Origin of the sequence: Streptomyces sp. NBC_00104 (genome assembly GCF_045160825.1) — a bacterium.
Taxonomy (GTDB): Bacteria; Actinomycetota; Actinomycetes; order Streptomycetales; family Streptomycetaceae; genus Streptomyces.
Genome location: NZ_CP108215.1, coordinates 1227490 through 1242554, shown reverse-complemented (window position 1 = coordinate 1242554; position 15065 = coordinate 1227490). Strand labels below are relative to the sequence as shown.

Annotated in this window: 11 protein-coding genes and 1 pseudogene; 6 read left to right on the top strand and 6 right to left on the bottom strand. The window is 70.7% G+C overall.

Features of this window, described 5'->3' with window-relative positions; genetic code table 11:
• Positions 1-246: 246 nt before the first annotated feature.
• Positions 247-489, bottom strand: a pseudogene (locus OG272_RS05305) (type II toxin-antitoxin system Phd/YefM family antitoxin); the annotation flags it as partial.
• A gap of 333 nt (positions 490-822) precedes the next feature.
• Between OG272_RS05305 and OG272_RS05300 the strand changes: the two are divergent.
• The 3 genes from OG272_RS05300 (at position 823) to OG272_RS05290 (ending at position 2712) form a co-directional block, all read left to right on the top strand.
• Positions 823-1200, top strand: coding sequence for a hypothetical protein (locus OG272_RS05300; RefSeq protein WP_327750265.1), 378 nt, complete (start codon positions 823-825; stop codon positions 1198-1200).
• Positions 1201-1551: 351 nt separating this feature from the next.
• Positions 1552-1746 carry a hypothetical protein gene (locus OG272_RS05295; RefSeq protein ID WP_327731009.1) on the top strand — a complete coding sequence of 65 codons (195 nt, stop codon included), beginning with the start codon at positions 1552-1554 and terminating at the stop codon, positions 1744-1746.
• A 108-nt stretch (positions 1747-1854) separates the two neighbouring features.
• A complete protein-coding gene (locus OG272_RS05290) occupies positions 1855-2712 on the top strand; it encodes a hypothetical protein (protein WP_327731010.1) in 858 nt (285 codons plus the stop codon).
• Between the two features lie 75 nt (positions 2713-2787).
• On the opposite strand, the gene OG272_RS05285 is transcribed toward OG272_RS05290, so the two are convergent.
• Complete coding sequence (locus tag OG272_RS05285; RefSeq protein WP_405895985.1) at positions 2788-5703, bottom strand: AAA family ATPase; 2916 nt, start codon at positions 5701-5703, stop codon at positions 2788-2790.
• Between the two features lie 763 nt (positions 5704-6466).
• On the opposite strand from OG272_RS05285, the gene OG272_RS05280 reads away from it, so the two are divergent.
• Positions 6467-8443 (top strand): glycoside hydrolase family 97 catalytic domain-containing protein, encoded by a 1977-nt coding sequence (locus OG272_RS05280; RefSeq protein ID WP_327731011.1) that lies wholly within the window; start codon positions 6467-6469, stop codon positions 8441-8443.
• Positions 8444-8697: 254 nt separating this feature from the next.
• On the opposite strand, the gene OG272_RS05275 is transcribed toward OG272_RS05280, so the two are convergent.
• On the bottom strand, positions 8698-10662 hold the full coding sequence (locus OG272_RS05275) for an SMI1/KNR4 family protein (RefSeq protein WP_405892685.1): 1965 nt from the start codon (positions 10660-10662) through the stop codon (positions 8698-8700).
• A 199-nt stretch (positions 10663-10861) separates the two neighbouring features.
• On the opposite strand from OG272_RS05275, the gene OG272_RS05270 reads away from it, so the two are divergent.
• Both OG272_RS05270 and OG272_RS05265 read left to right on the top strand, forming a co-directional pair.
• Positions 10862-11482: a DUF4232 domain-containing protein gene (locus OG272_RS05270; protein ID WP_327731013.1), complete on the top strand. Its 621-nt coding sequence runs from the start codon at positions 10862-10864 to the stop codon at positions 11480-11482.
• A 9-nt stretch (positions 11483-11491) separates the two neighbouring features.
• On the top strand, positions 11492-12154 hold the full coding sequence (locus OG272_RS05265; RefSeq protein WP_405892683.1) for an alpha/beta fold hydrolase: 663 nt from the start codon (positions 11492-11494) through the stop codon (positions 12152-12154).
• A 215-nt stretch (positions 12155-12369) separates the two neighbouring features.
• Here the strand turns inward: OG272_RS05265 and paaE are convergent, their stop codons facing one another.
• The 3 genes from paaE to paaC all read right to left on the bottom strand — a co-directional run bounded on the left by paaE (position 12370) and on the right by paaC (position 15019).
• On the bottom strand, positions 12370-13488 hold the full coding sequence (gene paaE / locus OG272_RS05260; RefSeq protein ID WP_326584721.1) for a 1,2-phenylacetyl-CoA epoxidase subunit PaaE: 1119 nt from the start codon (positions 13486-13488) through the stop codon (positions 12370-12372).
• Positions 13485-14060 carry a 1,2-phenylacetyl-CoA epoxidase subunit PaaD gene (paaD, locus tag OG272_RS05255; protein WP_328224655.1) on the bottom strand — a complete coding sequence of 192 codons (576 nt, stop codon included), beginning with the start codon at positions 14058-14060 and terminating at the stop codon, positions 13485-13487. Before paaD ends, paaE begins: the two co-directional genes overlap by 4 nt.
• Positions 14061-14152: 92 nt before the next feature.
• Positions 14153-15019 (bottom strand): 1,2-phenylacetyl-CoA epoxidase subunit PaaC, encoded by an 867-nt coding sequence (gene paaC, locus OG272_RS05250; RefSeq protein ID WP_327731015.1) that lies wholly within the window; start codon positions 15017-15019, stop codon positions 14153-14155.
• Positions 15020-15065 lie beyond the last annotated feature (46 nt).

Sequence of the window (15065 nt, the reverse complement as noted above, 5' to 3'; positions counted from 1 at the left end):
GCCGGCGATCCCCAGCCGGAGGTCGTCGTCCGGTACGGCGTCGGCGGGATCCGGTTTCGCGGCCTCGTAGCGGGCCAGCGCCTCCGCGACGGCCTTCGTGCGGACCCTGCCGTCGAGCGCCACGGCTCCCGCCACGAGGGCCGCATAACCCAGGACGTAACCGGCCCACGCAAACCAAGCGATCATCCCGACAGTCTCAAGGGCATGACCGGAGAGCGGCAAGAGACAGGCACCGCGCCTGGTTTGCGACTCGGCGGTGGCGTCCCGGTCGGGACGGAAGGCGTCCAGGGAAACGTCCGGGGCGGTGCGGAACATGGCGGCGAACTCGCCGCGCGGGACGAAGCGTCGGCGTCGGCGCAAGGGGATCAGCTCGCCGATGCGGTGGCCGTCGCGGGTGACGGTGAAGGACTGGCCACTCCGGACGGCGTCCATGATCTCTTTGGATCTGGTGCGCAGATCACGTGGGGTGTTCTCGGGTTGGGCGCTCATGGCTCCAGGACGGTCACCGGGTGCTACAAGGAGCCACGGTTCTCGTGCCCGCGGGCCTCGTCCGGGCTTCGGGCGCGACGTGTGCCAACGGTCGTACGGCATGGAGGCGACTCCTCGGCGCCAAGAGCAGGCAGTGTGTTTCCGCGTGCCGAAGCGACGGCGGAGGAGGTCAAGGCGACAGGCATCCATGGCACATACGTATGTGGAATACGTACTCCTACCGACGCGCCCCTGACACCTGTGCTGTTTCCTTGCGTTCATGACGACACCGGGCGTGAAAGCGCGGATGCCGAAGAATGGCAGGTCGGCGATGGTGGGGTACGGGTCCAGGCTGTGCTGAGCCTGGCGGCCGGCCCCCTGTTGCCGGCCGTGGAGAACGACGCGGCGGACCACGGTCAGGACGAGGGGTTCGGATTGCTCCGGTTCGTGGCGGTGTTGTCGCTGCTGATCGCGGGGGCGCTCCCGCTGTGCGGCGTTTTCGCGGGCGAGCGGTCGAACGGGGTACGTGCCACAGCCATCGTCCTCGATGCGCTGAGCCTGCTGAACGGTGCGCTGAGCCTGCTCCAGGGGGGCGGCATCTCGGTTGTCCCGGGCATCGCCCCGGGGCGGCAGGCTGCCACGACAACGAGGGGTGGACGGCCGAGGAATGCAAGGAGTGGGTTCAGCTCGTCGTCGACACACCCGGGGAGAACTACGAGGGCGACGGACTGAAGGTTGTCAGTCTGCCGGGGTGCAACGCCCGCCCTGCCGGAAGATCACCGTGCAGGTCGAGGTCTGGAAGCTGGTGTACGGAGTCGCGAACGGCGCCGACGGCGATCGGCGCCCGGCCGGGACGCGACCCGACTACTACTTCGGCATCCGCCGGGTGAAACGCGTCGAACTCCATGCGGACGCGAGCGCCGAGCGGAAGATCGCCCTGCCCGCGTCCCTCTACGCGACGGACCGCAGCCCCTGCGAGGGCTCCCTCCTCTCGGTCACCGCAGGCAAGCCGCTCAAGAGCAAGGAACTGCCCAAGGCGGTCGAGGTCGGGGAGGCGGCGAGGACCTCTGGGGTCGCGCCACGGTGGGCTTCCGGTCGCAGCCGGTCGCCGACTACGAACTGTCCGAGCCCTCGGCACCGCAGGTGTGCGGCCCGGACAACAAGCCCGCCGCCGACCCGGCCGATGTCCCCACACGGCGCTCCCAGCCGACGGACCTCTACCCGACGCCCGACTACAGCTTCGACATCAACGATGTCCTCCGCTCTCCCACGCCCTGAGCCTCTTCCGAGGGGGCCGGGCGTGCACCGACCTCTTCACCACCTCAACAGGCCCTGCCACAAGGACAGTTCGGCAGGGCCACCCGACCTCATCATGGGGGGAATCACATGCGTATACACACCACGGCCACCGTCCTTTCCGGCGCCGTCGTACTCTCGGCGCTCGTTCTTCCGGGTGCCGCCCAGGCAGCGGGGCACTCTGGGGCGGCGACGGATCTCAGAGCCTTCGCCTCGGAGAACGTCCAGCCGCAGGACGCGCTCGGCGGCACCACCTTCAAGGACGGGGTCGTCAACAAGGGCAAGGACATCGTTCTCGGGGTGACGGGCAAGAAGGCCGTTCCCGTCACGTTCACCGCCTTCGACGAGGAAGGCGTGGCCATCACCCAGGCTTTCCTGTGGCAGGGCACCGACAGTTCGAACACGGACACCATCACCGGCGCCCTGGAGTCGGACGCCTACCCCACCTGCACGGAGACGCCGGTCCAGGGCGGTTACAGCTACAGCTGCAAGACGGTCTTCACCATCGACCCCGCGGTCGCCTTCAAGGACGGCAACGGCACCGCGGGGACCTGGAAAGTCTTCCTTGGCGCCTACGACCTCTACGCGAACGCCAGTTACGACGACGACGTCGCCAGGACCAAGATCAAGCGTGCCGCCAAGCTGACCGCCAACGCCTCCCCGGAGCCGGTGAAGAAGGGCAGGACCATCACGGTCACCGGCAAGCTGAGTCGCGCCAACTGGACGACGGGCAAGTACGCGGGATACGCGACCCAGCCGGTGCAGTTGCAGTTCCGCAAGAAGGGCAGCAGCACCTACACCACCCTCAAGACGGTCAAGACCAACGGCACCGGCACCTTGAGCACCACCACCAAGGCAGGCTCCGACGGCTACTACCGCTTCGTCTTCGCCGGCACCACCACGACCGGCTCCGCGACGGCGCCCGGCGACTTCGTCGACGTCAGGTAGGCAGCTTCCCGGCCGAGACCGCGGTGCCGGTTCGCAGAGGCTCACTGATCACCGCCGAGGGCACCTGGACCACGCTCAGCCCTGCTCCGCGCGGGCGTCCCCGAAACGGCTCCCGCTGCGGCGGCGGGCCATCAGCGTGGCCAGGGCGGTACGCGAGGAGACCCCGGTCTTGCGGAAGGTGCGGGAGACATGGGTCTCGACGGTGCGCCGGCTGACGTAGAGCCGGTCGGCGATGGCCTGGCTGGTGAGCCCCTGCGCCACCAGTTCGGCTATCTCCAGCTCCCGGGCGGTCAGGGTGGCCAGCCGTTCGGTGAGTTCGGTGCGGTCCGGGGAACCGTACGGAGCCTCGGAGCCGCCACCGGGCGGACGGGTGGCGTCGGCGAGGCCGACCAGCATTCCGCTGCCGCCCGCCTCGGCGAGCCGGCGCCCCCTGAGCCAGGCGTGAGTGGCGCCCCGGCCGCGGCCCGCCGCCGCTTCCAGTGGGGCGCCGAGCAGCAGGGAGTGGGCCTCCCAGAAGACCGCGCCGCAGCGGGCGCTCTCCGCCGCGGCCTCCGCGAACAGGTCCGCCGCCGCTGCCGTGTCCCCCTGCGCCAGCGGCAGATGGGCGGTGCTGCGCAGCGCGGAGGCCCGCTGCATCGGCAGCCCCAGTTGTTCCGCCTCCTTACGGGCCCGCTCGGCCCAGCCACGGGCCTCCTCGGACATTCCCGTCACCAGGGCGGACGTGACCAGGATCTCCAGGTACAGCGGCCGCATCGAGGGCTGGATCCGCTGCAGTTCGGGGCCGCCCGCCTGGAGCATCGCGTCCCGGGCACGGACCGGATCGCCGGCCATGAGCGCGGCCCAGCCGAAGATGCACCAGGCCGTGGAGGCCCACCAGTCGACCCCGTTACCGGCCGCGGCCACCCCCTCCTCGGCGACGGCGAGGGGGCGCGGATCGCCCGGCGGGCAGACGGCGACGAGCGCCGCGGCCTTGCTCGCCAGTACGAACGCGAGCAACTGGTCGCTGCCGATCCCGCGGGCGATGTCCTCGGCCTGGTCGGCGAGTTCCAGCGCCGAGGGGATCCGGCAGGTCTGGATCCGGACATGGGACAGGCACAGCAGCAGATGGGGCACGACATAGAGCTGACCGCTTCGGCGGGCGATGTCGAGGCCGCGCTCGGCGTGCCGCTCCGCGTCCGGGTAGTGCTCCAGGAACGCCTCCGCCCAGCCGAGCCGGGCCAGTGGTTCGCACAGTGCGGTGAGGTCGTTGTCGGGCAGTGAGTCGACCAGGGCGGCGGCCTGCCGGGCGAGCCGGTGCGCCGCAGTCATGTTGCCCTCGTACGCCTCTCCCAGGGCGGCGACGGCGAGGACGCCCGCCTCCCCGACCTCGGCCCCCGTGGACCTGGCCGCCGCGAGGGCCGCCTCGACCTCGGTGCGCACCTGGGCGTACGAGGTGTCGCTGTCCAGGGGCGCGGCCGAGCCGAGCTCCAGGCCGAGCCGGACGACGTGGCTCGGCGCGGGGCCGTGGGCCAGCTCGCGGCGCAACAGCGCGACGGCCTCGGTGGAGCGTCCCAGATGACGCTCCACCAGCGCGCACAGGACGACCGCGCGCACTCTGAGGTCCTGGTCCTCGCCGGCGGTCGGGCCACCGGGGGACCGCTGCGGGGTGGCGATCAGCTCCTGGAGCAGATCGCGGCTCTCGCGCAGGCCACCGCACGCGGCCAGTGCGCGGGCCCGCCGCAGGACCAACTCACGCCGCCGGGCGGCGTGTTCCGGAGTGTCCGGAAGGTGGCGGAGTGCCACATCGAGCCAGTGGGCGCAGCTCGCCGGGGCCGTTCGGGCGGTTCGTGCGGCGGCCTCGTCGAGCACGGCCACCGCTGCCGGGTCCCAGGCGGTCAGCGACTGTTCCACATGGTGGGCTCGCTCGGCGGCCGAGGCGCCGACGCGGGCCAGTTCCCGCGCGGCGAGTCGGTGAATCTCGACGCGCCTCAAGAAGGGCGTGCTTTCGTGGACGAGGGTGCGCACGACCGGATGCCGCAGGGTCAACAAGCCTTGCGGGGCGGGGCGCAGCAGGTCGCGGCGGGTGAGAGCGTGGACGTCGTCGGTGAACGCGGTGCCGGAGCGGCCGGTCACCCGGCTCACCATCGCCGGGGTGGCGTGCTCGCCCAGTACCGCCACGGCCTCGACGATGCCGCGCCGGGAGGGGGCGAGCACGGCGAGTTCGTCCAGCAACAGGGTGCCGAGCCCGGGCGGCGCCGAGGACTCGGGCGTCGTACCCTCACGGTGGGCCTGAAGGAGGGTCAGGAAGTAGAACGGGTTGCCCTCGCTCGCGGCGTACAGCGCGGCCGCCTCGGCGGGCGGCAGGCCGGGGCCGGCCAGTTCGGCGCAGTCGCGTGCGCTCAGCGGTCTCAGGCCGAGTCTGACGACCGTGCCGGTGTCGAGTCCTCGGGTGAGCCTGGCGGCGAGGGACTCGGGACTCTGGCGGTCACGGCGTGTCACGGCCAGGACGACGGGAGCGTGCACGGGATGGCGTACGAGATGGTCCAGCAGCTCCAGTGACGCCGGGTCCGCCCAGTGCAGGTCGTCGAGGGCCAGCAGCAGCCCGGACGGGGCGGCGAGCCGGGCGAGCAGGACGGCCGTGGACCGGTGCAGTCCGAAACGGTCGACCGCGCCGCTCCGCTGAAGGAGGGGCGCCACCGCTTCGGTCTCCGGGAAGCCGTCCAGGGCGTGCGGGGCGAGGTGGGCGAGCGCGTCGGTGAACACCTGGAACGGCACCCGCCGCTCGTACTCCGTGGCTCTGCCGCGCAGTACCGTCATTCCGCGTCGGCGCGCCCGTGCGCAGACCTCGCCGAGCAGCCGACTCTTGCCGATACCGGCCTCACCGGTGATGTCGACGAGCCGGGAACGGCCGTCGTCATGGAACTCCTCGCCCCCGGCCGGGCCGCGCGCGTCGCCTGCAACACGGTCGAGCAGCGCGTCGAACCGGGCCAGTTCGACGGAGCGGCCCAGCAACGGAGCCCCGTTCCCGCCGCCCCCAACTACCCAGTCCGCTCCCACAGTTGCCCCCTTCTCTTTACATTTCCCCCGCATGTCATTCTCTCCTGCTGATCGTCGTAACCGCCGCGTCGGCGAACCGGAACGGACGGATCTCACAGGGCGAGCCGCTGGTCCTGTCGGAGACGGGTGGCTCCTCTGCAGAGGTCGCTTTCCGGGTGGCTGTCCTGGGCCATTGGCCGCACGGCCTGCCCCGTGATCTGGCTGCGTTCGATGGCCCCACCGCCGCCGCCACCGGGGCCGCGTCAGGCGATGCCGACCCCACCCCGCCGGCCTGCGCCTTGCGCACTCCGGTGGGACCAATTAGCGGGCCCCGCTCCGCTCCAGGTCGGCCAGGTCGCCCTTGCCGGTCCTGGTCGGCACGACCGAGCCCTCCGGCCCCCGGAAGCAGTCAGAGCCAACACGCCACCATCCGGCGAGTACCCCGCCGTGTACTCACCATCCGATACGCCGATCGCCTCAAGGCAGTTCGCGGCGTGCACGAAGGGCTCGAAGACGATCAGGTCCTCGGCCTCGTCCTCGTCAGAGACAGAGGACGGTATCGGAGGGGAGAGCCAAACTGGGCCGATCTGCCCATCTGTCCCGGGCCGCAACGGGCATCCCCCCGTCCTGAAAATCTTTGCTCCGAGCATTGACCCGAACGATCAAGGTGGCGTAAAACAGCCCCTGCTCGCCTGAAAGCGTTCACTCCTGTTCAATTCTGTTCGGAAAGGTGCACCCTATGGCAACCTCTGAAGGCCAGGACCTGCCCGACGGTCAGCAACCCGGGCATGCGGGGGCATTGTCACGCCGAGGGCTCCTCAAGGGCGCGGCGATCACGGCCGGGAGCGTGGCCCTCGGCCTCGGTGCCGCGGGTGCGGCAGAGGCGGCGGACGCCTCGATCACCGCCACCTCACCTGACGGCAAGAACAAGATCACGATGTCCCTGGTCGGCGGAGTGCTCCAGTGGTCGGCCAAGCGCAACGGCACGACCGTCGCCGGCCCCTCGGTGCTGGGCCTGCAGCTGAGCAACGGCACCACGCTGGGCCGGAGCAACACGACGGTGACCAACTACCAGCACTGGACCAGGGACTCCACCTGGACTCCCACTTTCGGCCGCAACGCGACCGTCCGGGACCACCACCAGGAGATGCGCTGGAATCTCCGGGACGACACCAGCGGCATCAACTTCAGCGTCCAGCTCCGCGCCTACAACACCGGTGTCGCGCTGCGCTACGTCCTGCTGGACACGGGCAGCGCCACCATCGCCGACGAGCTGACCACCTTCGTCTTCCCCTCCAACACCCTGGTGTACAGCGCCCGCGACGAGGCCGCCTACAGCCCGGTCGCCCCGGACGCCATCCCGTCCACCGGCACCTCCGGCACCGACACGGGCCCCCTCACCGACCTGCCGCTGCTGGTCACCCTGGACAGCGGGCTCGTCGCCACCATCTGTGAATCCTCCCGCGTGAACTACCCGCGCTCGATGCTCAGTTCGGTCTCCGGGCAGCCCAACACCCTGAAGACGTACCTGATGAAGAAGACGGCGCGGGGTTCGGGCACGGTGCAGAACACTTCGACGGTCACCACGCCGTTCACCACGCCGTGGCGGGTGATGCTGCTCGGTTCCGAACACGGCGAGCTGATCGACAACGCCGAGCTGGTCCTCAACCTGGCGCCGGGCAACGCCCTGACCGACACGTCGTGGATCAAGCCGGGCAAGGTGTTCCGCTGCGAACTGACCACCGCCGCCGGAACCGAGGGCGTGGACTTCGCCGTCGCCCGCAACCTTCAGTACATCGAGTACGACGCGGGCTGGTACGGGCCGGAGTTCACGACAACCGACGCCACCACCCCGATCAGCGCCATCGACCTGCCGGCCGTCATCGCCTACGCCACCCAGAAGGGCGTCGGCGTCTTCCTCTACGTCAACCGCCTGGCCCTCTCGGACCCCGAGTCGCTGTTCGCCCTGTACAAGAGCTGGGGCGTGGCCGGCATCAAACTCGGCTTCATCAACGACGGCACCCAGACCATGACCAACCAGATCATCACCTGGGCCAAGATCGCGGCCAAACACCGGCTGCTGATCGACATGCACGACAACGTGCGGCCCTGGGGCTACGAACGCACCTACCCCAACTGGATCAGCCTGGAAGGCGTCCGGGGCAACGAGCAGTTCCCGACCGCCACCAACAACGTGAACCTCGCCTTCGCCCGCAACGTGGGCGGGCCGATGGACTACACGATCTGCTACGGCCAGTCGCGCGACAAGACCACCAACAACCACCAGATGGCGATGGCCGCCGTCTATTACCAGCCCCTGAACTTCCTCTACTGGTACTCCAAGCCCTCCGCCTACGCCACCACCTCCAACTGGCCCGGCCTGGCCTGGTTCGACGCCGTCCCCACCAGCTGGGACGAGAGCACGACCGTGGCGGCGTCCATCAACGAGTACGTCGCGGTCGCCCGCCGCAGCGGCACCACCTGGTTCCTCGGGGCGATGAACAACGAGACCGCGCGTACCCTCTCCGTCCCGCTGTCCTTCCTCGACAGCGGCACCACCTACACGGCCACCGTCTACGCCGACGGAACGGCGGCGACCTCCCCGTACGGGACCCCCACCGTGGTCAGCACCCGGACGGTCACCGCTGACACCGTGCTGAGCGTGGCCATGACCAGTGCGGGCGGTCAGGCGGTGATCCTCAGACCGGCCAGCTGACTCCAGTTCGCGCAGTGGCTTCTCATCGATACGAGTCCTTCGTGCCGGGCCGCAGTAAGTGGCATGAAGCCTTCAACGGTATTTCGCGGTACACCGGCGGCTATTTCGCCGGGTTCCGGGTGGACATCCGATGGCAAGGGGCGACCTACTAGAGACGACCTACAAGTAGGCCCCGGGAGTTCGTCTTCTGACGTGCCAGGGCTTCGTACTGTCAGATGTCACCGCATCGAGCATGTGCGCGGCCTGGCCGGTCTTTATCTGCTTCCCTGCCCGTCGTCTCCCGGCCGCTCGCCGTCCGCCGGACGCGCGGCTTCCCCGTGCATGCGGATCACCATGTACGACTCGCCGTCCCTCGGCGGTCGCGTCCAGGAACGGGTGGTGAATGTGTGCAGCCGTCCGTTCACGACGGCATGACGTGGCAGAAAGGCACCCAACTCCCCGGTCACCGCTCGCAGCAGCGACCGTTCCACCTCGGCGCCGTCCTCCAGGTCACCGAAGAACCGGCTGGGATCCAGCGCCCCCGGTATCTCCCCGGTTGACCGGACCTCTCCGTCCGCGTAGGTGACCGCGTACTGCTCGGCACCGTCTCGCGCCACCGAAAGGTGGAAGAACGGCTCCCCGTGCCCCGCCCTCAGGCCGCTCCACACCACCACCGCGCGGGTGCCCGCGCTGGCGGCCGAGGCCGGTGAGACGAACCGCTCGCGGTTGAACGGGGCGGGATCGCCGTCGAAGGCGAAGCTCCAATCGGTGCCGGCCCGGCCGACCGCCATGAGAGCCCTGTCCTCGTAGGACGAGAACTCCCTCTTGTTGTGCAGCGATCTGCGGCGCGCCTCCCAGAGGGTCATCGGTTCGTTCAGCACGGTGCCGTCCCCGTCCCCGTCCCCGTCTGCGAGCCGTCCGGGCAACTCCTCCGGCTCCACCCCTTCCACCAGGACGAACCGGTAGGAGGTGCGGTTGTTGCCCGGGTCCGGCTCCGCGAGCCACGTCAGGTCACCCGGGTCGAGCCCGGCCGTCGGCCTCGGAGCCTCGCCGGCCTGACCGCCCCTCGGCGTGGACAGCAGCTCCCGGCCCCGCTCCGGGGTCAGCAGCGGCCCGAGCACGGGGTCGGCCACCCAGCCCAGCGGCGCCAGATGGTCCGGTCCCAGCGGCTCCCACAGGGGCACGGCGTCCCTCAGCGTCCCCCACGCCCCGTCGGTGTCCCCCCACCGTGCCAGCTCCCGCGCCCGCGCGACCGCTTCCCCGAACGGTCCGGCCGCCGTGTACCGGTACGTGCCGTTCCGCACCTGATCCAGCGTCGCGTAGGCCAGGGCCACCAGGTCGTCGTCGGCGCCCCGCAGGTGGTACGTCAGCGTGGAGTCGTCCCGGTACGAGTGCGCCGCATGCTCGGCGACCAGCGGTGGCAGCAGCTCGCGCGCGTATCGCGGGTCCGTCACCAGGCCGTCGAAGTACACCATGTAGGTCTCACCGAGTAGCCGGCGTATCTGGTCGCCCAGCCCGGCGGCCCGTGGTCTGCCGTACTCCTTGGCCTCGTCCAGAGCCTTCACGGCCCGTTCCCAGTCGCCGCGCAGCGCCTCCAGCCGGACCTCCTCCACCCGAGCGTCCAGCTTTCGCGTCGTGTCGTTGGCGAACACCGGCTCCCCGTCGCTCCGGTGCGCACGCAGGCTGTGGAACTCCCGGTACATGTCCCGCATGAACTCAAGGAAGTTCGCGTGCCGCTCGGGCGGTTCGGCCCGCCAGCTCGCCCACGTGTACACGGCCCACTCACCGTCCTCACCCACGTCCTCGGGATCCAGGAGGACGTGGGTGACGTCGGATTCGACGTCGAGCTGCAGCCCGCGCCGCCAGAGGTCCGCCTCCCGCCGTTCCTCGGGCCCGGCGTCCTCGTCCAGATACTCCTCGAACATGTCCGCGAGCCCCGACTCGTTGTGGTGCCAGTGCGCGTCCTCGGTCCCCGCCAGCAGCCACACGAACCCGCCCGCGTGCCGCCATCCGTCGCTGACCTTGAGGAACTCCCGGTACGACGGGGGCATCCGTCGGCCGAGGCGCTCCTCCATCGCTGCGATCCGCTCCTGCGACGCGGGTGGGAATCCCAGCCACCGCGCCCGTAGCGCGGCCTCGTCGTCCTCGCCCCGCGTCTCGCCGTCCGGCAGGGAATCTGCCCACTCGCCGCTCCACCTGAGCAGGAAGGGCCGCCAGTCGAATGCCGTGATGTCCGTCATGTGCCAGATGCTGCCACCCGCCACTGACAACGCCGCCCGGGTGTGTGCATGAGATGTGTCGCTTGCTGCTGCCGGCTGTGCGGGGGACCGGCAACTGTGGTGGTTTCGGCAAGCGGCCGTCACAGGATTGTGAAACTACCGTGTGATCTTGTGCTTTGTCAGCGCATTTAGTGCTTCACCATCGGGGGGGAACATCACCATGAGTACTGTTCGTAGAGCTGTTGTGGGTCTCGCCGTCGTGTCCGGCCTGGTCCTGACTGCCTGTGGCCCTGCCGAGGACGACGCGTCGAGCGGGGGCGAGGGGCCCACCGCGAGCACGACGGAGTCTGTGAAGCCGTCGACACCGTCGGCGTCCGCAGGCAAGGGCTCGCCCAGCGGCGGGGACGGCTCGTCGCCCGACCCCGACTACGACGTCTTTCCCTGCAGCACCTTCGACGTGAAGTTCACCGCGACCCTGGCGGAGTCCACGACCAGTAGCTACCTGCTGAAGATCACCAACAAGGGAACCAAGGCGTGCAAGGTGCTGGGCCATCCGGTCGTGACCTTCGGTGATCTGGATGGGCAGGCCACGGAGCGAGGCGAGGCCCCCGGTATCGAAGACGCGTCCAGGCTGGAGGCGGGCGAGTCGGCATACGCCGGGCTCATGGGCGGTGTCGACGACGGCACAGGGAAGACCGTCGACTCGATCGCGATGACCATGAACACCGAGTCCGATCTGGAGCAGACGCCACTCAAGGTGTCGACCCCCGGCCTGTACGTCTCCGACAAGAACTCCGTGACCGCGTGGGTGGGTAACGCGGAGGACGCGCTCAGCTTGTAGTCCGAGACGATGGATCAAGGCTGCGGCGAGAGCGATGCCTCCCGCCGCAGGTTGCGCGGCAGTCTGTGGGACCCGCTGGCGGACCTGGAGGCCGTGTCGGACCGGGTACGAAGGCGCTTCGCGGACACCCCGCCGCTGGCCGAACGGGTGGCACTGCTCGGCTGTTCCTTCGGCGGCAACATGGCCCTCGCGCACCTGGGCAGGCCGTCCGGCGCGGCACGCCACCCCGCCCTGATTCTCGACTCCACTCCGCTGGTGCGCTGGAAGGACATGCTCGGCGATCAGCTGCGCCGGGAGCGCCAGGGCGCCCGTTGGCGGACACCGCGGGCGCTGGCCGACCGGGCGACGGCGTCCGCCGTGTCGGCCTGGACGAGGTCACCGGCGCTGTACCGGCACGCGCGCCGGTCGGCCCGGCAGCAGTCCGGGGTGGCACTGCTGTACATCGTGGGCGAGCGGGAGTCGCTGTTCGACGCGCGGGTCAGCCGTCGATTCGTCGAGGACCACTGGGCCGGCCACGCGGAGACCTGGCGGGTGTCGAGGGGCCGGCATCCGGCCAGCCATGTGGTGGCACCGCAGGAGTACGCCCGACGCGTGAGCGAATTCCTGGCGAAGGACTACGGTGTCCCGCTGACCCGCGGGGAACAGGCCGAGGCGGGGAGCCATGGGGCCTGACTTGCTGAACGCCGACGGCGACCAGTCTGATCCGGTGGGCGAGGCCGCCGTTGCCCAGGGGGGCCGAATCGGCTGTCCTGGGCAACGGCGGCCCGGCGTACGCCACATGGCTGTTGTACTCGCGAAGTCCGCCGTGACCCCGGTGCCTTGGCGCCGTAGCGTCGGATCCGCCGTCGCGTCGGATCCGGCCGTCGTGTCCGATCCGGCGTCGTGTCTCAACTGTCGAAGTCGACGGTGAGTGTGGCGGAGCCGGTGTAGGTCTGGCAGGTGAGGACGTAGCCCGCGGCGACCTCCGCCGGTTCCAGCGCGTAGTTGCGGCGCATGTCGGCGGTGCCGTCGGTGACCAGGGCACGGCAGGTGCCGCAGACGCCGCCCTTGCATGCGAACGGCAGGTCGGGGCGGGCCTGTTGGGCGCCGTCAAGGACGCTGCGGTCGCGAGGCGCGGTGAACGTGGTCGCCCGCCCGTCGAGGACCACGGTGACCTCGCTCGTCGGCCCACGGTCGGTGGCGTCGTCGCGGTCGACGGTGGGTGTCGTGGGCGGTTCCTCGTCCGCGTGGAACAGTTCCTGGTGGACGCGGTCCGCCGGGACCCCGAGTCCGGTGAGGAGCGCGCGGGCGTCGCGCACCATGCCGTGCGGGCCGCACAGCCACCAGTGGGTGACCTCCCGGACATCGAGGAGGGCGTCCAGCAGCGCGGTGAGCCGCTCGGTGTCGAGACGGCCGGAGAGCAACTCGGCCTCGCGCGGCTCGCGGGACAGGACGTGGGCCAGCTGGAACCGGGCCGGGTAACGGTCCTTGAGGTCGGCGAGTTCGTCCGCGAACATCACCGTGCGGGTGCGCCGGTTGCCGTACAGGAGCGTGACGCGCGCGTCGTCGTCCGCGGCGAGGACGGACGCGGCGATGGACAGCATCGGCGTGATGCCGGACCCGGCGGCGACGAGTACCTGGTGGCCGAGGCCGCCGCCGGTACCGGTCAGATCCGGGGTGAACGCACCGGCCGGAGGCATGACGTGAAGGGTGTCCCCGGGACTCACGCCGTGCACGAGCCAGGAGGAGAACAACCCGCCCGAGACCACGCGCACGCCGATGCGCGGCGCCGTACCGGCCGGCGAGCAGATCGAGTACGAGCGCCGCTCGTCGCGACCGTCGATCTCACGGCGCACGGTGAGGCACTGACCGGGCCGGAACGCGAACTCGTCGGCCAGACGGTCGGGGATCTCCAAAGTGAGGGCCGCGGCGTCGGCGCACAGCGGTTCCACGGCTGCCACGCGCAGCGCGTGGAACGCCGGACGGCGGCGGGACCGAACGGGGGAGGGAACGGCGGGAACGGTCATGGCAGGTCCTTGACGTGGGGGAACGGCTCCAGGCAGGTGCGGCAGCGCCGAAGCGCCGTGCAGGCGGTGGCGGCGAAGTGTGAGAGCTCCTCCGTGTCGGCCGAGGCACAGCGCGGGCAGGCAACGGCGGGCGGCTCCTGGCCCGGATCCGGGTCCAAGGGCAGCTCCTGGTAAGGGACTTGGGCTTGGGCGGCCGGTGCGGTCGTCAGACTCAGCCATGTCCGGCCCGCCGCCGGACCGGGCGTGCGCCGAGGGCCCGGCGGCGCGATGCCGTGCTCCGTCAGTCTGCGCCGGCCCTCGTCGGTGATCCGGTCGGTGGTCCACGGCGGGTCGAGCACCGTGACCACCCGGACGTCGGCGAAGCCGGCGGCCCGCAGTCGGGTGGCCACCTCGGCGCGCATCTCGGCCACGGCGGGGCAGCCCGCGTACGTCGGGGTGAGCCGTGCGACGACGGTTCCGTCCGGTGTCACCTCGACGCCGTGCAGCACCCCGAGAGCGGCGAGCGTCAGCATCGGCAGCTCGGGATCGGGGACCTCGGCGGCGATCCGCCACGCCCGCTCCGCCCGTTCCACATGCTCCGACTGTTCCGCCCGCTCCGCCCGTTCCACATGCTCCGACTGTTCCGCCCCTTCGCCGTGGTGGCCGGTCTGCTCCCGCGACGCCGTCACCACGACGCGTCCGGGTGCGCGCGGGCGACGCTCTGCAGTTCGGCCAGGAGCGGTGCCAGATGCGGCGTGTGCTCGCCGTTCCTGCCGGAGCCCGGCACCGGGGACGCCGGTGTGTCGAGCGGGGACACGTCGCCGGGCCGGTTCAGGCCGGCCTCGGCCAGCACGTGGAACAGCTCCGGCCGAGTCCGCTCGGCCACGGCGGCCGGATCCGCGCCAAGACGCTCCGCCGTGCGGTCCGTCAGCAACTCGTCCACCCAGGTGGCGAGTTCGCCCCACGCGGCCCGTAGCCGTCCGGCGGACTCGGCGGTGCCGCCGCCGAGCCGTACCGTCCACTCGGCGGCGTAACGGCGGTGGTACGCCAGCTCCTTGACGCTCTTCGCGGCGATCGCGGACAGCACCGGATCGGGGGCCGCGACGAGCGCCTCGCACACGGCCAGCCTCCAGACCGACAGCACCAGCAGGCGGACGACGGTGAACGCGAAGTCGCCGCCCGGGAGTTCGGCGAGGCGGACGTTGCGGAAGTCCTCCGGGTCGCGGAAGTAGGCGTACGCGTCCTCGCCACGCCCGGTGCCGTCGGCCCCACCGGCTCTGGCGTACAGCAGGCGGGCCTGCCCGAGGAGGTCGAGGCCGATGTTGGCCAGCGCCAGCTCCTCCTCCAACTCCGGGGCGCGGGTGCACCATTCGGCCAGTCGCTGCGCGGACACCAGGGCGTCGTCGCCGAGCGCCAGACAGCAGGCGGCCAGCTCTTCGGCGTCGACGCCCTCGGGCACCGCCTGGTCGACGCCGTGCAGCGGGTCGGTGAACCCGGTGCCGAACGCCCAGCGCGCGCTGTCGCCGTCGACGTACAGGTCCTCGTCGGTCATGCGCTGCTCCTAGATGGTCATGGATGGGGGAGACGCCCTTGGACGG

Bases quoted from the DNA above. Each gene is read 5' to 3' on its own strand.
- OG272_RS05290 (WP_327731010.1), top strand. From the start codon at position 1,855: ATGCGTATACACACCACGGCCACCGTCCTTTCCGGCGCCGTCGTACTC.
- OG272_RS05280 (WP_327731011.1), top strand. From the start codon at position 6,467: ATGGCAACCTCTGAAGGCCAGGACCTGCCCGACGGTCAGCAACCCGGG.
- OG272_RS05275 (WP_405892685.1), bottom strand. From the start codon at position 10,662: ATGACGGACATCACGGCATTCGACTGGCGGCCCTTCCTGCTCAGGTGG.
- OG272_RS05270 (WP_327731013.1), top strand. From the start codon at position 10,862: ATGAGTACTGTTCGTAGAGCTGTTGTGGGTCTCGCCGTCGTGTCCGGC.
- OG272_RS05265 (WP_405892683.1), top strand. From the start codon at position 11,492: ATGGATCAAGGCTGCGGCGAGAGCGATGCCTCCCGCCGCAGGTTGCGC.
- paaE (WP_326584721.1), bottom strand. From the start codon at position 13,488: ATGACCGTTCCCGCCGTTCCCTCCCCCGTTCGGTCCCGCCGCCGTCCG.
- paaC (WP_327731015.1), bottom strand. From the start codon at position 15,019: ATGACCGACGAGGACCTGTACGTCGACGGCGACAGCGCGCGCTGGGCG.